We start from the raw sequence: 22,403 nt of genomic DNA, 5'->3' as shown, positions 1-22,403 counted from the left end.
CCATGACCGTCTTTGCCCTGCCCGCCCAGCCCGTCTTTCCCGATCCGGCGCATGCCGACGAGGACGGACTGCTGGCCGTGGGCGGGGATCTGTCGTCGCACAGACTGCTCATGGCCTACGGCCAGGGCATTTTTCCCTGGTACAACGAGAATTCCCCCATTCTCTGGTGGAGCCCCGACCCCAGGCTTATTCTGGAGCCTGCGCGTATCCACGTGCCCAAAAGGCTTGATCGCATTCTGCGACAGGGGCGCTTTCGCTTCACCCTGGATACGGTCTTCGAGCAGGTCATCACCCGCTGCGCCGCTACGCCCCGCAATGGCGCGCACGGGACCTGGATCGTCCCGGAAATGCTGGCCGCATATTGCCGCCTGCACGAATTGGGGTTCGCGCACAGCATCGAGGTCTGGTCGGGCGCGAATCTGGCCGGGGGTCTCTATGGCGTGGCCTTGGGCGGTGCTTTTTTCGGGGAGTCCATGTTTTACCTTGAGCCGGACGCCTCCAAGGCCGGTCTGGTGACCTTGATGCGGGCTCTCGAAAGTGCCGGGTTTGTTCTTTTTGATTGCCAGCAGACCACCGCGCACATGCTCCGCTTCGGCGGGTTCGAGGTGCCGCGCGGCGAATTTCTGTCCCGCCTGGAAGGGGCCCTGAAGCTGCATACTCCTTGCGGGCACTGGAGCCTGCGTGCCGGAGCCCTGATCGGCAGGGACCCTGAATAAATGTAACGGAGCCAAACGATGACTGATTTTGAACGTGGAAACGAGGAAGACTGGGTAGGGCGGCCAAGCAAGTCGCAACGCAAGCGGGACATGGTCGCCTTGCAGGAGCTTGGGGAAAGCCTGATCGAGTTGGCCCCGGAACAGCTCGGCCGGCTTAATCTGCATGAGGATCTGGTCGAGGCCATCCGCTTTTTTCACACCCTCAAAGACAAAGAAGCCAGGCGCCGCCAGCAGCAGTTCATCGGCACGGTCATGCGCAAGATCGATCCCGTGCCCCTGCGAGAGGCCCTGGAGGAGCTGGATCAGCTTCGTTTTCAGCAGGCCGAGGCGTTTCATCAGATCGAGATCTGGCGCGACGCGCTCGTTGACGGGGACGCGGATGTGCTGACGGAGCTGGTGGGACGTTTTGGGCTTGATCCCCAGCAATTGCGCCAGCTGGCTCGGCTGGCCGCGGCGGAGAAGGCCGCAGGCAAGCCTTCCAAGAACGGCCGCGCCCTGTTCAGGCTACTGCGCCAGAGTTTCGAGCGCGAACAGGCCCCGGATTAGGTCTGGGACGGTCCGGGGTCCAGGGGCTTGTGCTGGCTCAGATCGTAGAGCCCGTGCACGACAAAGGGCAGGGGATAACGGGGCACGATTTCAAAACGGATGCGACCGATGTCCTTGCCTTCGGGCATGGCGCTCAAAGGGAGCAGGCCCGCGGGCAGGGGAAATTCCAGGGAATTGATGCTGATGCGGGTCAGGCGGTCGGCGTACCGCGCGGTGAGGTATTCGACTATCCGGTCCATTTCCTCCCGATTGAAGGATTCGAGCAGGACCGCCCGGCTGTCGCCCCGGCTTGTGGGCGGGCCGGTTTGCGGATCTTCCTGCACGAGTTCGGGCCAGGAATAAACGGCTTCCTCTGAAGTCCAGTCGGGTCGAAAGAGGTGCACCAGGACATCCCGGCGGCCTTTGAAGACCCGGATGCAGATGGTGGCGACATGTCCGCGGGGACAGAGGCGCGCGGATTTTGCTTCCTGTCGAACTATCTCCATGAAACCTTCCTCCCTGGACGTGTTGTTTGCGTCAGTGTTTTGGGAGACGTCTAGCACGCTTTGGGACGGGCTTCAATGCCGTGTTCCCGGTTCTGCTTGAAATGATTCCGCTTCTGTGGAATGTAATTGCGAGTTGGGCCTTCAGACCATCAGGGAGCATCGAGCATGTCCGCCTTTCTTCTTCGCGCTGTTTTTACCTGCCTGGTCCTCTGCGCTCCGGTCGCTTCGCTGCATGCGGAAGAGTGGCGGCTGCTGGCGCCGGGGCTTGAGTTGCGCGAGTTTCTGATTCCCGATCAGGTCGGGGATCTGGAGGGCCGGCAGAGCGGCATGGCGGTGCTGCGCATCGACTCCGACAGGTTCGACGTGGCCCTGGGTTCCGCCCTGGGCACCGGACGTATGCGCAGCATGCAGGAATGGGCCCGGCATTCGGGATTCGTCGCGGTCATCAACGCGGGCATGTTCCGGGCCGATGACCGGATGCGCAGCACGGGCTACATGCGCGACGCGGCCGTGATGATCAATTCCTTCATTCATCCGAACTATGGAGCGTTCCTGGCCTTTCAGCCCCGGGATCCGTCCCTGCCCGCCCTGCGCTGGGTGGACCGCAAGAGCGACCCCGACTGGCAGGCGGTGCTTGCCGACTACGACGGGATCATTCAGAATTATCGTCTCATCAGCCGGGAGCGGGAAAATCTCTGGGAGCCGAGCGATCGCCGGCATTCCGGGGCGGCCATCGCCATGGACAGGGAAGGACGGCTGCTCTTCATCCATTGCCGCGCGCGGCTGTCCCTGCACGAATTCGCCCAGGCCCTCATCGACCTTCCTCTGGATCTGATTGGGGCCATGTATGTCGAAGGCGGAGCCGATGCAGCCATGTATGTCGATGTGGATGGCTTTGTGGGGCGTTTCGTGGGCGAGTACCGGTCCGATTTTTTCCAAGGCAGTAACAAGAATTTCTGGCCCGCGCCCAACGTGCTGGGCATCCGGCCCAAATAGCCCTTCATGACGCCGGGCAGCGGTCCGGCGTGCAGGTATCCATGTCCCTCTTTCAGCTTGAATCCGAATATGTTCCGCGCGGCGATCAGCCGGCGGCCATCGACGCCCTCTGCTCGGGCATCCGGCAGGGCGTGCGCGATCAGGTGCTGCTTGGCGTGACCGGTTCCGGCAAGACCTTCACCATGGGCCATGTCATCGCCAGGCTGGACCGGCCCGCCCTGATCATGGCTCCCAACAAGACCCTTGCCGCGCAGCTCTACAACGAGTTCAAGGGCCTCTTCCCGCGCAACGCCGTCGAATATTTCGTCAGTTATTACGACTACTACCAACCCGAAGCCTATCTGCCGCATTCCGACACGTACATCGAGAAGGATTCGGCCATCAACGACGACATCGACAAACTGCGTCACGCCGCGACCCACGCCCTGTTGACCCGGCGTGACGTGATCATCATCGCTTCCGTGTCCTGCATTTACGGACTGGGTTCGCCCGAATACTATGCCAAGATGGTCATCCCGGTGGAATGCGGACAGCACGTCGCCATGGAGACGGTCATCGGGCGTCTGGTCGACGTGCAGTACGAGCGCAACGACTACGACCTGCACCGCGGGACGTTTCGCGTGCGCGGGGACGTGCTGGAGATCATCCCGGCCTACGAGCACGAGCAGGCCCTGCGCCTGGAATTCTTCGGAGACGAGATCGACGGGATCTACGAGACCGATCCGCTGACCGGCGAGATCCTGTCCCGGGTCCAGAAGACGGTCATCTACCCGGCCAGTCACTATGTCTCGGACCGGGACAATCTGGTGCGGGCCATGGCCGACATCCGCGACGAGCTGCGGCTTCGTTTGCAGTATTTTCAGGACAACAACATGCTGGTTGAGGCCCAGCGCCTGGAGCAAAAGACCCAGCTTGATCTGGAGATGATCGAGGAGCTTGGCTACTGCAACGGCATCGAAAATTATTCCCTGCACCTGGACGGCCGCAGGACCGGGCAGCCGCCGTCCACGCTCATCGACTATTTTCCCAAAGATTTCCTGCTGTTCATGGACGAATCGCACATCTCCGTGTCCCAGGTCGGCGCCATGTTCAAGGGAGACCGCTCGCGCAAGCAGACCCTGGTCGATTACGGATTCCGCCTGCCCTCGGCCCTGGACAATCGGCCTCTGAACTTCGAGGAATTTCTGGAGCGCATCGGCACCACGGTCTTTGTCTCGGCCACCCCCGCCCCCTGGGAGCTGGAGCGGGCTCAGGGCGTGGTGGTGGAGCAGATCATCCGGCCCACGGGCCTGGTTGACCCCCAGATCGAGGTCGTGCCCACGGCGGGACAGATGGATCACCTCATGGCGCAGTGCCTGGCGCGCATCGCCGTGGATGAGCGGGTCATGGTCACGACTCTGACCAAGCGCATGGCCGAGGATTTGACCGAGTTCCTGCAGGCCCGGGGCGTGCGCGCCCGCTATCTGCATTCGGACATCGACACCCTGGAACGGGTGGCCATCATCCAGGCCCTGCGCGCCGGGGAGTTCGACGTGCTGGTCGGCATCAACCTGCTGCGCGAAGGCCTTGATATTCCGGAAGTCTCTCTGGTAGCCATGCTTGATGCCGACAAGGAGGGGTTCCTGCGTTCGACCCGCTCCCTGATCCAGACTTTCGGCCGGGCCGCGCGCAACGTGAAGGGCAAGGTCCTGCTTTACGCCGACACCGTGACCCGCTCCATGGCCGAGGCCATGGGCGAGACGCAGCGGCGCAGGGAGCGGCAGACCCTCTATAACGAGGAGCACGGCATCACGCCGCAGTCCATCCGCAAGACTTCGGAGAACACGCTGTACGACCTGCACCGCGAGATCAAGGAGCAGGAACGGGCGGCGGAGCGGACGGCGGACTACGATCCCGGCCCCGAGAACGCGGCCAAGGAAGTGGCCCGCTTGAGCCGCGAAATGCGCAAGGCGGCGGAAATGCTTGAATTCGAGGAGGCGGCCCGTATCCGGGACCGGATCAAGACCCTGGAAAAACGCTATGGTCTGGACGGTTCCAGGGCGACACGATCATGAAGACATGCTCACTGCGCACATCTTTTCTGCGTCGCTTTCTGCCGGGCTGTTCCGCCGGGATTCGCGGGTTCACCGGCCTCTACCAGACCGTCAAGTTCCGCTTCGGGTCCTTTTTTCCGCTGGTCCTCGGCGCCGGGTTTCTGCTCACGGTTTTTGCCTACGGCCTGTTCATTTTTCTGGTGGTCGAGGGTTGGAGCCTGCTGGACAGTTTCTATCAGGTGGTCATGACCCTCTCCACCGTCGGGTTCATGGAATTGCACCCGCTTTCGGACCGGGCGCGGCTGATGGTCTCTTTTCTCATCCTCATGGGCGTGGGCAGCTTTGCCTACCTGGTGGGCGCATTTACTCAGGTCGTGGTCGAAGGGCGGCTGCAGGATTTATGGGGGAAACGTAAAGTGCAGAAAATCATTGATTCCCTGGCGGATCATTACATCATCTGCGGCTATGGCCGCATTGGCGCGGTGGTGGCGGAGGAACTCCGGCGGGAAAATCTGACCGTGGTGGTCATCGAGAAGGATCCGGAACTTCTCTTTGACCTGGAGCGGGACAGATTCCTTTTTCTGGCCGGGGACGCCACCGCGGATGAATTTCTTCTCTCCGCCGGGGTGGAGCGGGCCAAGGGGCTTTTCGCCTGCGTCAGCCAGGACGCCGAGAACGTGTACATCACCCTGTCCTCGCGTCAGTTCAACGCCAACCTGACCATCATCGCCCGCGCCGACCGGCCCGAATCCGTGACCAAGCTGGAACGGGCCGGGGCCAACCGCGTGCTGACCCCGCATCAGATCGGCGGCAAGCGCATCGCCCAGGTCATGCTGCGACCCACGGTCACCGATTTCATGGATCTGGCCACCCAGGGGCACAATCTGCAGATGGAGGAGATCCCGGTGCGGCCGGGATCGGAGCTGGTCGGCAAGAACCTGATCACCTCCGGCATCCGCCCGCGCTTCAACCTCATGATCATCGCCATCGAGAAAGCCGGGGGCAGGATGACCTTCAACCCGCATCCGGAAGTGACCATCGAGGCGGGGGATACGCTTATCGCCGTCGGTCCTCCGGAGAACTTTCCCGGACTGCAGGCCGTGTGTCGTTTCGCCAACGGGGATGAAGCATGACCCTGCCGCTGGACCTTCCTTCCGAGGCCCACCGGCTGGTCGAGCGCCTGGCCGAATACAACGATGCCTACCGCCGGGGCGCGCCCCTGGTCGGCGACGCCCAGTACGACCTGCTGCTCGCGCGGCTGCGCGAGCTCGACCCGGATCACCCGTTTCTGCACCGGGTCGAGCCCGAGACCTTTTCCGGCAAGCGCGAAATCCGCCATCCCGTGCCCATGCTCTCCACCGACAAGGCCTATACGTCCGAAGAACTGGAGCGCTTTGTGGCCCGCGTGGAAAAAGAGGCCGGGGAGATCGGCGTCAGCGAGGTGCGCTACCGGGTCACGCCCAAGCTCGACGGACTGGCCGGGCGCGACGACGGGACTTTTTTTGTCACGCGCGGCAACGGCGAGAGCGGCTACGAGGTCAGCTCGGCCTTTGCCAAGGGCATGATCCCGCTCGGCGGCCGGGGCCGGGGCGTGGGCGAGATGGTCATCCTGCAGAGCTATTTTCAGGAGCACCTCTCCGACGCCTTCGAGCATCCGCGCAATCTGGTGGTGGGCATCGTGTCCTCGGACACGGTCAACGAACTGGCCAAAAAAGCCCTGGCCGACGAAGCCGTGCGTTTTGTGCCCTACGCCGAGCTGCCGAGTTGGGAAGGGAGCGGGGCGGAGCTGCTGCAGCGCATGGATGCGCTGACGGAGGAGCTTTCGGCGCAAGTGGACTATCCCCTGGACGGGATGGTGGTGGAGGTGGTGGACGAGGACGTGCGCCGGACCATGGGCGCCACCAGCCATCACTACCGCTGGCAGATCGCGGTCAAGCGCAAGGGCGAGACGGCCCTGACCGTGGTGACAGGCGTGGTCTGGCAGGTCGGCCGCACCGGCAAGGTCACCCCGGTGCTCATGGTCGAACCCGTGAACGTGTCGGGAGCGACCATTCGCCGGGTTACGGCGCACAATGCCGGTCTGCTGGAGAAGAAGGGGCTGGGTCCGGGCGCGGAGATCGAGATCATCCGCAGCGGCGAGGTCATTCCCAAGGTCGAGGCGGTGCTGGTCCCGGCCGCGACCACGCTGCCCACGGCCTGTCCGTCCTGCGGGGCGGCTCTTGAACGCGAGAACGATTTTCTGCTCTGCCGCAACGAACACTGCCCGGATCAGGTCGTGCAGACCATCGAGCACTGGTTCAAGACCCTCGGCAACGCCGATTGGTTCGGACGCAAAACCGTGGAAAAGATGGTCCGTTCAGGTTATGACAGCCTTGAAAAGGTGTACGAGCTGGGCGAGGATGATTTTCGGGCCATGGGTTTCGGCCCCGTGCTGTCCGGCAATCTGGCCGAGGCCGTGTACCTGAGCCGCACCCGCGAGGTCGAGGACTGGCGTTTTCTGGCCGCCCTTGGCATTGAGGATCTGGGCAAGGGCGACAGCCGCAAGCTCCTGGAGCAGTTTCGTCTCCAGGATCTCTTGACCGTCAGCCGGGAGCGGATCGAGGCCGTTCATGGCTTCGGCGCCATCACTGCGGCCTCCATCGCCAGGGGGCTTGAGCGAGTGGGTCCGACCCTGCGCCACCTGCTGGACCTGGGTTTTCGCATCATGCCCACCGGCGCGGCCCGCGAAAAGGTCACGGACAGTCCCCTGGCCGGAAAGCACGTGGTCTTCACCGGCAAGATGCGCGGCTCGCGCGAGGACATGCAGGAAGAGGCCCGCGCCCAGGGAGCATTGGTGCAGAGCGCGGTCAATTCCAAAACCGATTTTCTGATCTGCGGCGAAAACGTTGGCGCGAGCAAGCTCGCCAAGGCCCGGCAATTCGGGACGGCCATCCTGCAGGAAGATGAATATCTGCGCCTCATCGGCGCGGTAGGGTAATTCAACACGAGGAGTCTACTATGAGTATTCCAGTCATCATCATGGGCGCCAAGGGGCGGATGGGTTCTACCCTGACCCATTTGGCTATGGAGTCCGACCAGTTTTCCTTAAGCGGAGTCGTGGAACGGGCTGAATACAGCAAGGGGCTGGAAGTGCTGGGTTGTCCCGTGGCGCACGATCTGCAAGAGCTGCTGCCATCCTGTCCCGGGGCGACGGTCATCGACTTTACCGCTCCGGAAGTGAGCCTAAGTTCGGCCCGCAAGGCCGCCAAGACGGGCAACCCCGTCGTCATCGGCACCACCGGGCTCTCCGCCGAACAGCTGGCGGAGCTGGAGACTTTGGCCAAGGACATCCCGATCTTCTGGTCTCCGAACATGTCCATCGGCGTCAACGCCCTGGTCCGCGTCCTGCCCATGCTGGAGCGCATCCTGGGCGAGGCCTACGACATGGAGATCACCGAGATTCATCATCACCACAAGAAGGACGCGCCCAGCGGCACGGCGGTCAAGCTGGCCCAGGTGCTGGCCGAGTCGCGCGGCTGGAAAATGGACGAGGTCGGCAACTACGGCCGTCAGGGGATAATCGGCGCGCGGCCGGAAAAGGAGCTGGGCGTGCATGCCCTGCGCGGCGGCGACGTGGTCGGCGATCATACGGTCTATTTCTTCGGCCCGGGCGAGCGCATCGAGGTCACGCACCGCGCCCATTCCCGTGAAAACTTCGCACGCGGCGCCCTGCGCGCGGCGACCTGGCTTGCGAGTCAAAAACCCGGCCGGCTCTATTCCATGGGCCAGCTCCTGGGAGAATAGATGGTCGGCACTTTGCGGCAGGCTCTCGATCTGCTCGGTGGCGTGGTCCTGGGCAAGGACAGGCAGCTGCGTCTTTCCCTGGCCTGTCTCCTGGCCCGAGGACACCTCCTCATCGAGGACATTCCCGGCATCGGCAAGACGACCCTGGCCAAGGCCCTGGCCGTGGTCCTGGGCCTGGAGTTCAAGCGGGTGCAGTTCACCAACGACCTGCTCCCGGCGGACGTGCTGGGGGTCTCGGTCTTTGACGCGGCCGAGTCCTCCTTTGTCTTCCATCCCGGCCCGGTCTTCACCAACGTGCTCCTGGCCGACGAGATCAACCGGGGTACGCCGCGCACCCAGAGCGCATTGCTTGAGGTCATGGAGGAGCAGCAGGTCAGCCTGGACAACAGCACCCGCCTGTTGCCCCGGCCTTTTTTCGTCCTGGCCACCCAGAACGCCCTCGATCAGGCCGGAACCTACCCACTGCCGGAGTCACAGCTGGACCGTTTCCTGTTCCGCATTAGCCTCGGCTATCCGGACCTTGATTCCGAACTGGAGCTTCTGGGGCGCAGCCAGACCGCCGGGCGGCCGGTTCTGCCCGAGGCGGTCAGCAACGCCGAGGAAGTTCTGGATTTGCAGGAGCGGGTCGATCATGTCCGGACCAGCGCAGCGCTGCTGCGCTATGTGCGTGATCTCCTGGACTGGACCAGGACTGGAGGGCGGTTTGTCAATGGTCTTTCGCCCCGCGCGGGCCAGGCCCTGGTCCGTGCATCCCGCGCCTGGGCCTTTCTCGATGGCCGCGACTTTGTGCTGCCCGAGGACGTGCAGGCCGTCTTTCCGAGCCTCGCCGGTCACAGATTGCGTTCGGCCGACGGCGCGGGCGTCGATCTGGCCGCGATTCTGGCCGCGGTGCCCATCCCCTGAACCTGCGTGGGGAGGAAAACATGGTTTTGCCACGGTTCATCCGCAATGTGATCCTGGCGCGGCAACGCGCGGATCTGCCCCTGCGTTTGAACCGGCGACGGATTTACATTCTGCCCACCAGGGCCGGGACGGTCTTTGCCTTTTTTCTCCTGGCCATGCTGGTCGCGGCCATCAATTACACCAATAATCTGGCATTCCTGCTGACCTTTCTGCTGGGCAGCATCTCCATTCTTTCCGCCATTCATGCCTATGCAAACCTGGCCGGGCTTGAGGTCGAGGCCGGCCGCTTGTTTCCGGCGTACTGCGGAGACGACGCGAGGCTGCAGCTTTTTTTCCGGGCCGGAGGACGGGAGCGCAGGCGACTCAATGTGCGCATCGGCACTGCCGAGGACGAGTTTTCTCTTTCTGTCGGATCCGGCCGGGAGATGGACCTGAACGTCACGACGTCCAGGCGCGGCCTGCTGCCTCTGGGGCAGGTCGTGATCAGCACCCGCTATCCCCTGGGGCTTTTTCGAGCCTGGTCTCCCCTTGTCCTGCCCGTGACCGGGCTGGTCTATCCCAAACCTCTGGCTCTCGACAGGATGGACTGGCACCATCTGCAGGGAGATGGAGATGAAGGAGGGATTGGGGTCGTCAGCCAGTCCGGAGAGTTTGGCGGCGTGCGCCCCTATCGGCCGGAAGACGGCCTTTCCCGGGTTTCCTGGAAAGCTTCGGCCAGGGGCGCGGGCCTTTTTTCCAAGGAATTCCGTTCCGGCGTGGCCCGGACTCTTGTCTTTGATTGGGATGAAGTCCGTGCAACCGGCTACGAAGAACGCATCAGCCTGCTGGCCGGGCTGGTGCGGGAGGCGGAGCGGGAGGGGCTGTGCTACGGCCTGCGCTTGCCGGGCCTTACGATAGCGCCAGGCAGCGGCGCGGGCCAGGCGCATCGCTGCCTGGAAGCGCTGGCCCTTTTGCCGGAGGCCGCATGATTCACGACAAGCGCCGCTTCAGCGTGACGCTGCTGGCCCTGGCTCTGGCCTTCGCGCCGCATCTGCCGCGCGTGCCGGTCTTTGTCGGCTTTTTTGTCTTTCTGGCCTGGGGCTACGCCCTGGGGATGCAGTACCGGGGCTGGCCCGTCCCTCCCCGTTGGCTGCGCGCCATCCTGGCCCTGGCCTGTCTTGCCCTGGTGCTCTCCACGTACGGCCGATCCTTTGGACGTGACGCCGGAGTGGCCCTGCTGTCACTCATGCTGGGGCTCAAGGCCGTGGAGAGCAAATCCGTGCGCGACATGCTGGCCCTCTTGTTCCTGGCATATTTCGTGGTCGTGACCAACGTGCTTTATTCCCAGACCCTGGTCATGAGCGCGTACATGTTTTTTTCGGTCATGGCCGTGACCGCGGCCCTGGTTCATCTGCATTCCGGGGAACCCCGCCTGCTCCCCGATCTGCGGCGCGGGGGGCTGCTTCTCGTCCAGGCCCTGCCGTTGGCCTTGATTCTTTTCGTCTTTTTTCCGCGTCTGCAGGGCGCCCTGTGGGGCGTGCACGATGAACGGGACGAAGGTGTCAGCGGCTTCAGCGAGACGCTGGAGCCGGGTTCGGTGGCCAGTCTGTCCCTGTCCCGGGAGGTGGCCTTCAGGGTCGATTTTCCCGGCACCATCCCTGACCGTGACAGTCTGTATTGGCGCGGGCTGGTGCTGGACAGTTTCGATGGCATGACATGGTTTCGGGATGTGCCTTTCGACCTCGTTCCTCCGCGTATTGATGCCCTCCCCGCGCAAAGCGTGTCCTACACGCTGACCATGGAACCGCACAACAGGGAGTGGGTTTTTGCCCTTGATCTGCCCGTGCTCGCGCCTCGGGGCACGGTGCTGCGGTCCGATCAGACGCTGGCCAGCCTGCGCATGGTCCGCTCGCGGGTGCGTTACGAACTCGCGGCGGTCCAGGCTCCCGGTCTCTCGCCTGTTCCTGGCCCTGCGTGGACCGCACTGCCCGAGGTCGGCAATCCCAAGGCGCGCGCCCTGGCCGCTGAATGGAAGGACGCGGGCCTCTCGCCGGACGAGATGGTCGCGGCCGCGCTCAAACTTTTCCGGGAGGGCGGGTTTGTCTACAGCCTGCGGCCCGGAGCCGCGGACAAAGACATCGTTGATCAGTTTTTGTTTGCAACCCGCCTGGGATATTGCGAACATTACTCCTCGGCCATGGCCTTTCTGCTTCGCGCCGCCGGGGTTCCGGTCCGGGTCGTGGTCGGCTATCAGGGCGGGGAAGAGAATCCCATGGGCGGATATCTCATTGTCCGTCAGTCCGACGCCCACGCCTGGGTCGAAGTCTGGACGGACGGCCGCTGGCTGCGCGTCGACCCCACCTCCGTGGTCGCTCCGCAGCGTCTGGTGACGGGGGTGGAGTCCTTCGTGCCCCAGGGGCAGGGCGGAGTGTTGCCCGAAGGGGCTCAGGCCCTGCGCAAAGTGGGACGTTTTTTTCAGCTGGGCTGGGACGCGGCCAACAACTCCTGGAATCAATGGGTGCTGGGCTTCAGCCACGACAGGCAGCGAAGCTTGTGGGAGCGCCTGGGCATCGATTCGACCACCAGGGCCGGGGCCGGAAAGCTGGCGGGCGTCCTGGCCGTGGGGCTGTGCATCATTCTGGGCGGGGTGTTCGGCGTCATACTGCGCTCGCGGCATGGCGAGCGGGATCAGGCTACGTTTTTGTACGGCCGTTTTTGCCGCAAATTGGCCAGGCTCGGATTGGCCAGGGGACTGGCCGAGGGGCCGCGCGATTATGCTCGGCGCATAGGTAGGCAGCGCCCCGAACTGGCCCTGGCTGCCCGGTCTATTGTCGACGCGTATGTCGCTTTGCGCTACAGTGGCCGGGGGGATTTGGCGGCATTCAAACGACTGATCGACGAATTCATGGGGAGAAAGATTTGATGGAAGAAAAAAAGGGTGCTCTGGTGCCGGTGGAAAAGAAGGAAGAGCTTTCCGTCACGCCGGTGGAGCAGGAATATGAGCACGCCAAGTCCTATTTCAAGGAATCCTCGGTCCAGGCGGCCAAGGTCAATGCGGCGCTGCTCACAGTGCTGGGCTTGTTTGTTGTGCGGGGAATCAGGTACGCGTGGGAGGCCTTGAGCTGCCATTTTCCATGGCGCAGGAAAAAATAAAGGCGCCCTCAGGCGCCTTTGGCTTTCGGCTTTGCTTAGCGCTGGCCCAGAATCCCGGCCTTGAATTTTTCGCCAGGCCCTGGCTTGGGGCCGATCCAGCAGCCCAGCAGGGCATCGTTGAAATCCTTGCCCGGAATGACGCCCTTGAGTTGGCCGCGCACCATGATCGTGGTTCCGTCCGCCGGATTATACAGGCAGCTCAGCGTTTCGCCCTTGTCCATGGTTTCCATCATGCTTCCGAGCGCCACGAAGCGCTCCTGGAGGGACGCGTCGGCGGCGGGCGTGTTGGCCGCCAGCCCTTCCAGCCAGGCATCCGCGATCTTTTCGGCTTCGACCTTGCGCAGGAAATGCATGGTCATGCCTCGCGGGGCGTCCGTCGCCAGGATCTTTCCGGCGTCCGTGGACGGTGTGGGCAGATAGAGGCCGGCTGCGTAGACGTCGAAAAAGGTGAAGGTGCGCATGCCCAGGCCGTTCAAGGTCAGGGTGGAGTCAGCCACGGTGATCTGGTCGGGCAGGGTGACGTCGCCGATTTGGCCGCCCGAGGCAGGGGATGCGATGCTCAGAATAATCAGGCACGTGAAGATGTATTTGCGGATCATGAGTGAACCCTTTATTGCTATCATTTTGAAATATTGAGATTGTACTATAAATAATTCGGCAGCGTTGAGCGATCGCTTAACATCGGTTTCACTAAATGAAAAGGGGGGTAAAGCCCTCCGTCCCTTTTGGAGAATGCATGCTGGTCGCGATTCTTTCGGATATTCACGGCAACATCGAGGCCCTGGAAGCTGTCTGGCAGGACATGGCGCCGTTGCCTGTCGACCGCATCGTCAGCCTGGGGGATGTGGTCGGCTATGGGCCGAATCCGGAGGAGGCCGTTTTTTCGGTGCGCGAGCATGACGTGCTGTGCTGCATGGGCAACCATGAACTGGGCATCGTCAATGCGACGGAACGAGCCTGGTTCAACTCCACGGCGCAGAAGGGGCTGGGACTGACCGCGAGCCTGCTGTCTTCCGCGAGCCTGGCGTACATCAATGCCTTGCCGCGTTTCGTGTGTCTGGCCGGGGCCAGGTTCGTGCACGGGTTTCCGCCTGACAGCGTGACTACCTATCTGTTCAGTGTCGATGACGAGGCCCTTGAAAGCTGGTTTGCCCGGGGTGAGGCGCTGACTTTTGTCGGGCACACTCATGAACTGGGCCTGGCCTGCTGGACCGGAACCGAAGTGGAGCGCAGGGATCTTGGCCGGGAAAATTTCATGCTGGACGGGCGCCCCTGCATAGTCAACGCGGGCAGCGTGGGACAACCCCGGGACGGGAACAACAACGCCAAATATCTGCTTTGGAATACGCAAACGGGTCGTATCGAGGTCCGCTTCGTTCCCTACGATATTGAACGCACCGTCGCCAAAATCCGCGAACGGGGGTTTCCCGACTATTACGCGACGAGGCTTTGGTGACCATGAGGATAGGTCGCTACAATGTCCTGGGAACCCTTGGCCGGGGCGGAATGGGCGGCGTCTACAAGGTCGGACATCAGGCCCTGGGACGGGTCATGGCCTTGAAGCTCCTGCAGCCTCATGAGCTGTTGAATGAGCTTATGGGTGAGGACAAAGTGCGGTCCGCATTTTTGCGTGAGGCGCGGCTCCTGGGCTCGTGCGATCATCGCAATATTGCCTCGGTCTGGGATCTGGACGAGGACCGGGGGCGGCCGTTCATGGTTCTTGAGTATCTGTGCATGAATGTCGGGGATCTCATCGGTGAAGGCCGGGTGGTGGAGAACGCGACACGGATTGTCCCGCCGCGCACGGCCCTTGATTTTGTGCGCCAGACCCTTGACGGGCTGGAGTATCTGCACGGCCTCGGCATCGTCCATCTCGACGTCAAACCCGGCAACCTGATGCTCGCCGGCGACGGCACCATCAAACTCATCGACCTCGGGCTGTCGCGGCTGCGCGGCGAGGCCTGGGTCAAGCCTCGGGGCCTCAAAATCGGTTCTCCCTATTATGCCGCGCCGGAACAGGAGGAGAATCCGGAGAATGCGGGCGAAAGGGCCGACCTGTATGCCGTCGGGGTGGTTCTGCATCGTCTGGTCAGCGGGCTGCTGCCCGTGGACGGGTTGGCGGATTTGCCTCTTTTTTCCCAGACGTGGCGGGAATTTTTCATCCGCGCCCTGGCTACTGATCCCGCTGCGCGTTTTCAGGATGCAGGCGTCATGCGCGCGGCCCTGGACTCTCTGGATGAGGACCTGCAAAGCCGCTCGGACAACGATTGCGTGCTGGCCGAGCCCGAGTGCACGGTCATGGGCACGCTGCGTTCGGTGCCGCTACGCACCGGCGTGGGGCCGCGTCCTTTTGATTTTCTGGACGAGCTGTACCGCCCGCTGAAGTTTCACGAGGCCGAGCTGGAAGAGGTCGCAGACGGCTGGCTGGACCGCTGCACGGGGCTGGTCTGGGGCCCCGTCTCCTCCTGGCCCATGACCTGGGACGAGGGCGTGGCCTCCGTGGCCGATGACTGGCGAATGCCCACGGTGGAGGAGGTCGTCTCCTTGCTGCGGCCCGGACAGGGATTGGTGGAGTTCTGCCACAGGCCCTTTGAGGGCAGGTACTTATGGGTCTGGACAGGGGACCGGCGCAGCTATACATCGGCGTGGTTCGTCGATGTGGGAGGAGGCGCGGTGCTGGCCCAGGATCGAAGTTGCCGTTTTCACGTGCGGCCTGTGCGGTCCGTGTGAAACAGGGTGGCCGGTGCAATCGTGGGGTGGGCGAAAAATTTTTCGCCCCTACACCGTCCCAACACGGCGCCAACATGGATCCAACACCGCCCGCCCACACCGACATCGCAACACCGTAGGGGCAGACCTGCGTGTCTGCCCAATCTCGGTGCAAGGCGAGACAACCATACAGGGCGCAACACCGTAGGGGCGAAAAATTTTTCGCCCCCCCCCGGTCGTCCGCCCACACCGACATCGCAACACCGTAGGGGCAGACCTACGTGTCTGCCCAACCTCGGTGCAAGGCGGGACAACCACGCAGGGCCCCAGGGAAGAAGAAGGGCGGCCACGCAGGGCCGCCCCTACGGTATGCATATATCGAATCGTTGCGGCCACGGTGTGCATATATTAAATTATGGCGGCCATGTGATGACGAATACCAGGGCGCAACACCGTGGGGGCGAAAAATGTTTCGCCCCCCACCCCAACCACGGAGGATAATCGTGGACAGTGGTTTTTTGCAGGTTTTTGCGGTGGGGGTGGCTGTGGCGGTGGCGCCGGGGCCGGATTTTTTCATGGTTTTGCGTAACAGCCTGTCCCGCGGCCGTCTGGCCGGGGTCATGACCGCTCTGGGCATCGGGTCGGCCCTGGTCGTGCATGTGCTCTATTCCGTGCTCGGGCTGGCGTTGGTCATCGCCTCCAGCCCGGCCGTGTTCGGATTGATTCGCATCTGCGGAGCCCTGTACCTGATCTCTATCGCCGCGCGTTGTCTGTTCGGCCGCAAAACGGCCATGCCCGACGCCTGCGTCCAGGTGGGGATGGCAGCCGGCACGGACTCTCCCCTGCGCGGCTGGCGGGAGGGATTCTGGTGCAACCTCTTGAATCCCAAAGCAGCCCTCTTTTTCCTGAGCATCTTCTCCCAGTTCATGACCCCCGCCACGCCGAGCTTTCTGCGCTGGGTCTATGGGGCCGAGGTCATCGTCATCGTCACGGTCTGGTTCGTGCTTCTGGCGCTCTTTTTGTCCACGGGCCGCATGCGCGGCATGTACGCGGGCGTGGCGCGCTGGATCGACGGCGGCGTAGGCGTGATCTTTGGCGGGGTAGGGTGTTCGATTCTGGTGCAGGAGGCGCGGCGGGTGCTGTAAACGCCGGGCCAAGACTGTCCGAAAGGCTTGAAAACGGGCGGCATGGCGGTGATTCGCCATGCCGCCCGTTTGGTTATTTGGCTTTGCGTTCCCTTCTTCTGGCGTGCAGGATGGGTTCCGTATACCCGCTCGGCTGCTCGCGGCCTTTGAAGATCAGGTCGCTGGCGGCCTCAAAGGCTATGCTGGCATCGAAGTCGGGGGCCATGGGGCGGTAGGCCGGGTCGCCTTGGTTCTGCCTGTCGACCACGGCGGCCATGCGTTCCAGGGTGGCGCGGACCTGTTCCAGGCTGCACAGGCCATGGTGCAGCCAGTTGGCGATGTATTGGCTGGAGATGCGCAGGGTGGCGCGGTCTTCCATGAGCCCCACGTCGGTTATGTCCGGCACCTTGGAGCAGCCGATGCCCTGGTCGATCCAGCGTACCACGTAGCCCAGGATGCCCTGGCAGTTGTTGTCCAGTTCACGCTGGATCTCCTCCGTGGACAAGGGATGGTCAAGCAGGGGCAGGGTCAGAAGCTCGTTCAGGCTGGCCCTCTTGGTGCGCTGCAGTTCCGCCTGACGGGCAAAGACATCCACTTCATGGTAGTGCATGGCGTGCAGGGTCGCGGCCGTGGGGGACGGAACCCAGGCGCAGTTGGCTCCGGCCAGGGGATGCGCCTGCTTGGTTTCGACCATCTGTTTCATACGGTCCGGCATGGCCCACATGCCCTTGCCGATCTGGGCCTTGCCGGAAAACCCGCAGGCCAGGCCCGTGTCAACGTTCCAATCCTCGTAGGACAGAATCCAGCGGGCGTTCTTCATGGCCGCCTTGGGCACCATGGGACCGGCTTCCATGCTGGTGTGGATTTCATCGCCGGTGCGATCCAGAAAACCCGTGTTGATGAAGATGACCCGGTCCTTGGCCGCGCGGATGCATTCCGCCAGATTGACCGATGTCCTGCGCTCCTCGTCCATGATTCCGATTTTCATGGTGTGGCGGGGCATGCCCAGCGCGTCTTCCACGCGGTCAAACAGGTCGCAGGCGAAGGCGACTTCTTCGGGGCCATGCATCTTGGGTTTGACGATATACACGCTGCCGGAGCGGCTGTTGCGCAGGGATCCGAGCTCCTTGAGGTCGTGCAGGGCGATAAGGCCGGTGACCATGGCGTCAAGGATGCCTTCCTGGACTTCGTCGGAGCCGAGCAGGACCGCGTTCGTGGTCATGAGATGGCCAACGTTGCGCACCAACAGCAGGCTGCGTCCGGGCAGGGTCAGGGGCGAGCCGTCGGGAGCGGTGTAGGCGCGGTCGGGACTGAGGCTGCGACTGACGGTTTTGCCGCCCTTGGGAAAGGACGCCAACAAGTCGCCGCGCAGCAGGCCCAGCCAGTTGGCATACGTCTGGGCCTTGTCCTCGCCGTCAACGGCGGCGATGGAGTCCTCGAAGTCGACGATAGTGGTCATGGCCGCTTCCAGCACCACGTCCTTGACGCCTGCGGGATGGGCCTTGCCCACGGGATGATTGCGGTCGAAATGCAGTTCGATGTGCAGTCCGTTGTTTTTGAAAAGCAGGACATCGGGCGCGAATCCGGCGAAAGCCTCCGGGTTTTGCAGCGCGGTCAGGCCGTCCTGCAAATGAATCTCCATCGTGGCGCCTTTGCCTGTGGGCACCAACCGGTACTCCTGGACATCACCGTGGCTGCCTCGGGCCAGGGGCAGGGCTTTGTCCAGGAAACGGGCCGCGAATTCCATGACCTTGGTCCCGCGCACAGGGTTGTACGCTCCCTCCCGTGTCGCGCCGCCTTCTTCGGAGAGCACGTCCGTTCCGTACAGGGCGTCGTACAGGCTGCCCCAGCGGGCATTGGCCGCGTTCAAGGCGTAGCGGGCGTTGGTGGCCGGGACGACGAGTTGTGGCCCGGCGATGGATGATATTTCCGGGTCCACGCCGCTGGTCCCGATGGAGAAGGGCAGGCCCTCCGGCACGATGTAGCCGATCTCGCGCAGGAGCTGCTCGTAGGCGACGGCGTCATGTGGTCCGTCTTTGTGCCGCTTGTGCCACGAATCGATGGTTTCCTGCAGATACTGGCGCTTGGCCAGCAGTTCGCGGTTGCGCGGGGACAGGTCGTGCAGAATTTTTTCAAAGGCGGCCCAAAAATCCGTGTCCGTCACGCCGGTTCCGGGCGTGGCTTTATCGCGTATCAGATCATGAAGGGGCTTTGCGACGTTCAATCCGCCGACAGGGATATAAGTCATGGGCTGCTCCTATGGTTGGAATGGAAATTGGTCCTACCAATATCAGGGCGCAGGCTTTGGGTCAACGCCCAGTACGTACAATCTTTGGTCGTCTCCCCTTGAAAGCGAAGCTCATATTCCCGGGCAGTTGGGTCGTAACGCCGCTACGCTGCGCCCGGACCGACATGAGGAGGACGTGTGCTCAGGCTGTCCTTGAACCGGGAGTGAGCGACGACTAGAGAACGATCACGCACAACCAAATAGAACGGAGGAATGCATGAAGAGTTATCGCCAGGAGCTCTGGTTTCAGGTGCCGACCCGTCGGGCCTTTATCAATATCACCGGCGAGGTCGAAAAATGTCTGGACGAGAGCGGAATCAGGGAAGGTCTTGTGCTTGTCAACGCCATGCACATCACCGCCTCGGTCTTTATCAACGATGACGAGTCCGGCCTGCATCATGACTACGAAAAGTGGCTGGAGAAGCTGGCACCCCACGAACCCGTCGCCGGGTATCGCCACAACGTGGGCGAGGACAACGCCGACGCGCACATGAAACGCCAGATCATGGGCCGCGAGGTGGTCGTGGCCGTGACCGGGGGGCGGCTCGATTTCGGAACCTGGGAGCGGATATTCTACGGAGAGTTCGACGGGCGCAGGAAAAAGCGGGTGCTGGTCAAGATTATCGGGGAATGAGGCCGCATTGCCCTTACGCAGCACATAACGCCTTCCACATTGGTGATGCGGAAGGCGTTATGTGGTTTGCGGCGGATGAAAATCAGCCCAGGTTCTTGGCCGCGAACTCCCAGTTGATCAGCTTCTCCAGCACGGCTTTGACGTAGTCGGCGCGGCGGTTCTGGTAGTCCAGGTAATAGGCGTGTTCCCAGACGTCGATGGTCAAGAGGGGTTTCAGGCCGCTGGTGATGGGCGTGTCCGCGTTCATGGTGTTCATGACCTTGAGCTCGTCGCCATCGGCCACCAGCCAGGCCCATCCGCTGGCGAAACGCCCGACTGCGGCGGCGCTCAGATCCTTCAGACAGGTGTCCAGGTCACCGAAGGAGTCCTTGATCCTGTTTTGCAGATCGGCGGGCGGCGTTCCTCCGCCCTTGGGGGAGAGGCTCTGCCAGTAGAAGGAGTGGTTCCAGGTCTGGGCGGCGTTGTTGAAGATGGCGATCTTGTCCGCTTTGCCGCTGGTTTCGGTGATGATCTTTTCCAGCGGCATGTCGGCGTATTCGCTGCCGGCGATGAGCTTGTTCAGGTTGCCTAGGTAGCCCATGTGGTGCTTGCCGTAATGAAAGCCGATGGTCTTGGCTGAAATGACGGGCTCAAGGGCATTTTCCGCGTAGGGCAGGGCGGCGATTTCGATGGGCGCGGACCAGGCGAGGCCGCGCAGGCCGCCCAGGGTGAAGAGGAGGGCGGCGCTGGACGTGGCGGCCAGAAATTTTCGGCGGCTCAAGCCCCGCGATGGTTCCGGAAGGGAGTTGTTCATGGTTGTACCTCGGATGTGATGACGTTTTCGGACAAAGCAAGTGAATTTCGGATGCCGTGGGCAGCGCTGCCGGGCACGAGTTCACGGGATATCTGCCGTTGTCCGTATCGCGTTTTCTCGGTTCAAGGCAAGCGGGATTGAAATTCATGTCGGGGGAAACCAGGCGGAGGGGCTTTGAAATGCGAATGGCCGCGCGAGGCGGCCATTGCAGGGCGGGCAAGGGAGCGGGATTAGAAAAAAATCAGCCCCTGGATCAGCCCGATCATGGCGCCGAGCACCGCTCCCACCACTTCGATGAACCTGAACTCCTTGGACATGATGGACATGAGCAAGACCTCAAGCCGTTCCATGGAGAGGTTTTCGATCTTGTCCTGGATGAGCTTCCTGAAATCCAGGGACGTTTCCAGTTCATTGGTGGCGGTTTCAAGCAAGCCCGGCACAATGCGGTCCAGTTCCTTGTCCAGCAGCCCCTTGATCTTGTCCATCATGGGGCCGTCCAGAAACATGGCGATCATGGGGCTGAGGGTCCCGAGGCGTTTGGACAGGAACTCGGCGAATCCATCCTCGATCTTGTCCTTGATTTTGGCCGCGAATTCCGGCCGCCGCATGGCGCTTTGGATGTCGTCGTGGGACAGCAGTTCGCCTTCGATTACTGCCGCCAGGTTCATGGCCAGCGCCTTCTGGCGTTTGGGGAAAATGCCCTGCACCGTCAGGCTGCCGATCTGCACCGGGCGGCGCGGATGGAAGAGCATCTTGATGGCGATGAAATTGGTGATCCAGCCGATAAAGGCGCAGATCAGCGTCGAAAAGCACAGTTTCAAAAGCATGAAAATCTCCGGAAGGCGAATGCGAATCCAGCGGGACGGGCCGCGTCCCTACTTTGCGTCGGCCGGAACCTGCTGGTCCATGGTGCGTGGAATATCGTTTCTGAGCGTGCTCTTGATCTGGGCGGTGAAGGCCGCCAGTCCCTGAATCTGGATGCCTTCCAGCATCTGGGCCTCGGACTCGATCTTGGAGCAGGCCGTGGCGCTGGACCAGATCAGGTGGATGCCCGCAGTCTGCTTCACGCCTTTGGCGTTCGCCAGCTCGATGACGGCCATGGCGTTGGAGCGGCGGACCTGCTGCTTGACCTGGGCGGGCAGAGCCGGGACTTTCAGCAGGTCGTTCTTGGTCAGGAACATGTAGGTCAGGGTCATGCTCGGACTGGACATGGCCTGGTTGCGAAAGCCCGCGTCCACGTTCACCCCTTGTTCCCGGGCGGACTCGATCATGTGGAACAGGTCGCCGGCGATGCTCTGGGCGTAGTTCTTTTCTGTCATGGATACCTCGTTTGGATGGTGCCGGGACGAAGTCGTCCCGACGCCCGGCTCCTTTACACGAGGCTCCCGCAGCAGGCAAGACGCCGGGTCAGGCGAAGGTGCGGCCGTCCCAGGCCCACATGCCGGGGTCCACGTCCGTGAAGGCGATATAGACGCGCTGGCTTTCAATGCCCAGTTCCGTGTGCATCATCTCCGTCAGCGCGCCGGCAAGTTTCCGGATCAGGTCATCTTTGAGGCCCAGGGCGCGCAGGCTCATGTGGGCCACGGGTTCGTCGTTGCCTCCGAACAGCATGGGCATCTCGTCCTTGACCATGACCATCATATAGGTTTCGGCCTTGCAAAGCTCCGTGCAGACGCAGGCGGAGAGAGAGCGCATGAGCGTGTTCTTGTCCTGAACGCGCACGTTGGTCGTAAGTTCAAGGCAGGGCATGTTTTCCTCCGTATGAATTATTGCACCACCCAGACGGTGCAGTCTTTGGCCAGATGGGTGACCTTGGTGGTCACGCTGCCGAAAAGAAACTCTTCCGCGCGGGACACTCCCCGGCGACCGATGACCAGGGTCCCGAAATCGCCCTGCTGCTGCACCTGCAGGATGTCGCGGGCAATGGACGTGCCGATGCTGCACTGCTGCGCCGCCGGATTCACCGGGGATTGGCAATGCGGAACGTAGGAGATGGTTACCGCGTCCGGCGGAATGCCCTGCCCGGTCAGGTTGGACTTGGCCTGCTGCAGGAAGGTGCGGATGCGCAGCTCCTGGGTTTGACCCGCCTCGACCCAGGAGGCCTCGTCGGGATACAGGTCGCGATTGGGCGGGCGTTCGATATACAGGACCGTTATCAGAAAGCCCGTGCTGGCTCCCAGCAGTTCGGCGACATAGGTCACGGCGCGGGCTGCGTTGTCCGAAGCATCCACGGCAATGAGAATTTTTTTCGGGTCCATGATT

At 62.5% G+C, this 22,403-nt stretch carries 23 protein-coding genes; 15 read left to right on the top strand and 8 right to left on the bottom strand.

Annotation, left to right across the window (positions count from 1 at the left end):
* Positions 1-2: 2 nt before the first annotated feature.
* Entirely contained in the window at positions 3-716 is a 714-nt protein-coding gene (gene aat, locus DBAC_RS10435; RefSeq protein WP_015774260.1) for a leucyl/phenylalanyl-tRNA--protein transferase, read from the top strand.
* Positions 717-734: 18 nt separating this feature from the next.
* Positions 735-1,262: a ribosome biogenesis factor YjgA gene (gene yjgA / locus DBAC_RS10430; RefSeq protein ID WP_015774259.1), complete on the top strand. Its 528-nt coding sequence runs from the start codon at positions 735-737 to the stop codon at positions 1,260-1,262.
* Here yjgA and DBAC_RS10425 read toward each other — a convergent pair.
* Positions 1,259-1,747 carry a hypothetical protein gene (locus DBAC_RS10425; RefSeq protein WP_015774258.1) on the bottom strand — a complete coding sequence of 163 codons (489 nt, stop codon included), beginning with the start codon at positions 1,745-1,747 and terminating at the stop codon, positions 1,259-1,261. The genes yjgA and DBAC_RS10425 overlap by 4 nt on opposite strands.
* A gap of 165 nt (positions 1,748-1,912) precedes the next feature.
* On the opposite strand from DBAC_RS10425, the gene DBAC_RS10420 reads away from it, so the two are divergent.
* The 9 genes from DBAC_RS10420 to DBAC_RS10380 are packed head-to-tail and all read left to right on the top strand — an operon-like array spanning position 1,913 to position 12,594.
* Positions 1,913-2,743 (top strand): phosphodiester glycosidase family protein, encoded by an 831-nt coding sequence (locus DBAC_RS10420; protein ID WP_015774257.1) that lies wholly within the window; start codon positions 1,913-1,915, stop codon positions 2,741-2,743.
* 41 nt (positions 2,744-2,784) lie between these two features.
* Positions 2,785-4,797: an excinuclease ABC subunit UvrB gene (gene uvrB, locus DBAC_RS10415; protein WP_015774256.1), complete on the top strand. Its 2,013-nt coding sequence runs from the start codon at positions 2,785-2,787 to the stop codon at positions 4,795-4,797.
* The gene (locus DBAC_RS10410; RefSeq protein WP_015774255.1) at positions 4,794-5,909 is read left to right on the top strand and encodes a potassium channel family protein; all 1,116 of its coding nucleotides are present in this window, start codon (positions 4,794-4,796) and stop codon (positions 5,907-5,909) included. The genes uvrB and DBAC_RS10410 overlap by 4 nt, the downstream gene beginning before the upstream one ends.
* Entirely contained in the window at positions 5,906-7,753 is a 1,848-nt protein-coding gene (locus DBAC_RS10405; RefSeq protein WP_015774254.1) for a BRCT domain-containing protein, read from the top strand. Before DBAC_RS10410 ends, DBAC_RS10405 begins: the two co-directional genes overlap by 4 nt.
* A 20-nt stretch (positions 7,754-7,773) precedes the next feature.
* A complete protein-coding gene (dapB, locus tag DBAC_RS10400) occupies positions 7,774-8,559 on the top strand; it encodes a 4-hydroxy-tetrahydrodipicolinate reductase (protein ID WP_015774253.1) in 786 nt (261 codons plus the stop codon).
* Positions 8,560-9,462: an AAA family ATPase gene (locus DBAC_RS10395; protein ID WP_015774252.1), complete on the top strand. Its 903-nt coding sequence runs from the start codon at positions 8,560-8,562 to the stop codon at positions 9,460-9,462. It abuts the gene before it with no gap.
* A gap of 20 nt (positions 9,463-9,482) precedes the next feature.
* Positions 9,483-10,430, top strand: coding sequence for a DUF58 domain-containing protein (locus tag DBAC_RS10390; protein WP_015774251.1), 948 nt, complete (start codon positions 9,483-9,485; stop codon positions 10,428-10,430).
* Positions 10,427-12,364 (top strand): transglutaminase TgpA family protein, encoded by a 1,938-nt coding sequence (locus tag DBAC_RS10385; RefSeq protein WP_015774250.1) that lies wholly within the window; start codon positions 10,427-10,429, stop codon positions 12,362-12,364. Before DBAC_RS10390 ends, DBAC_RS10385 begins: the two co-directional genes overlap by 4 nt.
* Entirely contained in the window at positions 12,364-12,594 is a 231-nt protein-coding gene (locus DBAC_RS10380) for a hypothetical protein (protein WP_015774249.1), read from the top strand. Before DBAC_RS10385 ends, DBAC_RS10380 begins: the two co-directional genes overlap by 1 nt.
* A gap of 35 nt (positions 12,595-12,629) precedes the next feature.
* Here DBAC_RS10380 and DBAC_RS10375 read toward each other — a convergent pair whose 3' ends face one another.
* Complete coding sequence (locus DBAC_RS10375; RefSeq protein WP_015774248.1) at positions 12,630-13,193, bottom strand: chalcone isomerase family protein; 564 nt, start codon at positions 13,191-13,193, stop codon at positions 12,630-12,632.
* Between the two features lie 137 nt (positions 13,194-13,330).
* Here DBAC_RS10375 and DBAC_RS10370 point away from each other — a divergent pair, with 137 nt between their 5' ends.
* The 3 genes from DBAC_RS10370 to DBAC_RS10360 all read left to right on the top strand — a co-directional run bounded on the left by DBAC_RS10370 (position 13,331) and on the right by DBAC_RS10360 (position 16,448).
* A complete protein-coding gene (locus DBAC_RS10370; RefSeq protein WP_015774247.1) occupies positions 13,331-14,050 on the top strand; it encodes a metallophosphoesterase family protein in 720 nt (239 codons plus the stop codon).
* 2 nt (positions 14,051-14,052) lie between these two features.
* Positions 14,053-15,324 (top strand): protein kinase domain-containing protein, encoded by a 1,272-nt coding sequence (locus DBAC_RS10365; RefSeq protein ID WP_015774246.1) that lies wholly within the window; start codon positions 14,053-14,055, stop codon positions 15,322-15,324.
* A 482-nt stretch (positions 15,325-15,806) separates the two neighbouring features.
* Positions 15,807-16,448 (top strand): LysE family transporter, encoded by a 642-nt coding sequence (locus tag DBAC_RS10360; protein ID WP_015774245.1) that lies wholly within the window; start codon positions 15,807-15,809, stop codon positions 16,446-16,448.
* Positions 16,449-16,521: 73 nt separating this feature from the next.
* Here DBAC_RS10360 and DBAC_RS10355 read toward each other — a convergent pair whose 3' ends face one another.
* The gene (locus tag DBAC_RS10355) at positions 16,522-18,675 is read right to left on the bottom strand and encodes a malate synthase G (RefSeq protein ID WP_015774244.1); all 2,154 of its coding nucleotides are present in this window, start codon (positions 18,673-18,675) and stop codon (positions 16,522-16,524) included.
* A gap of 256 nt (positions 18,676-18,931) precedes the next feature.
* On the opposite strand from DBAC_RS10355, the gene DBAC_RS10350 reads away from it, so the two are divergent.
* The gene (locus DBAC_RS10350) at positions 18,932-19,348 is read left to right on the top strand and encodes a secondary thiamine-phosphate synthase enzyme YjbQ (protein ID WP_015774243.1); all 417 of its coding nucleotides are present in this window, start codon (positions 18,932-18,934) and stop codon (positions 19,346-19,348) included.
* An 82-nt stretch (positions 19,349-19,430) separates the two neighbouring features.
* Here the strand turns inward: DBAC_RS10350 and DBAC_RS10345 are convergent, their stop codons facing one another.
* The 5 genes from DBAC_RS10345 to DBAC_RS10325 all read right to left on the bottom strand — a co-directional run bounded on the left by DBAC_RS10345 (position 19,431) and on the right by DBAC_RS10325 (position 22,399).
* On the bottom strand, positions 19,431-20,141 hold the full coding sequence (locus tag DBAC_RS10345; RefSeq protein WP_015774242.1) for a superoxide dismutase: 711 nt from the start codon (positions 20,139-20,141) through the stop codon (positions 19,431-19,433).
* A gap of 230 nt (positions 20,142-20,371) precedes the next feature.
* The gene (locus tag DBAC_RS10340; RefSeq protein WP_015774241.1) at positions 20,372-20,968 is read right to left on the bottom strand and encodes a DUF445 domain-containing protein; all 597 of its coding nucleotides are present in this window, start codon (positions 20,966-20,968) and stop codon (positions 20,372-20,374) included.
* A gap of 48 nt (positions 20,969-21,016) precedes the next feature.
* Positions 21,017-21,460, bottom strand: coding sequence for a hypothetical protein (locus DBAC_RS10335; protein WP_015774240.1), 444 nt, complete (start codon positions 21,458-21,460; stop codon positions 21,017-21,019).
* 88 nt (positions 21,461-21,548) lie between these two features.
* Positions 21,549-21,890: a phenylpyruvate tautomerase MIF-related protein gene (locus DBAC_RS10330; RefSeq protein WP_015774239.1), complete on the bottom strand. Its 342-nt coding sequence runs from the start codon at positions 21,888-21,890 to the stop codon at positions 21,549-21,551.
* 17 nt (positions 21,891-21,907) lie between these two features.
* Positions 21,908-22,399 carry a universal stress protein gene (locus DBAC_RS10325; RefSeq protein ID WP_015774238.1) on the bottom strand — a complete coding sequence of 164 codons (492 nt, stop codon included), beginning with the start codon at positions 22,397-22,399 and terminating at the stop codon, positions 21,908-21,910.
* Between the last annotated feature and the right edge of the window lie 4 nt (positions 22,400-22,403).

Source organism: Desulfomicrobium baculatum DSM 4028, from assembly GCF_000023225.1.
GTDB lineage: Bacteria > Desulfobacterota > Desulfovibrionia > Desulfovibrionales > Desulfomicrobiaceae > Desulfomicrobium > Desulfomicrobium baculatum.
This window is presented reverse-complemented; position numbering and strand designations above follow the sequence as displayed.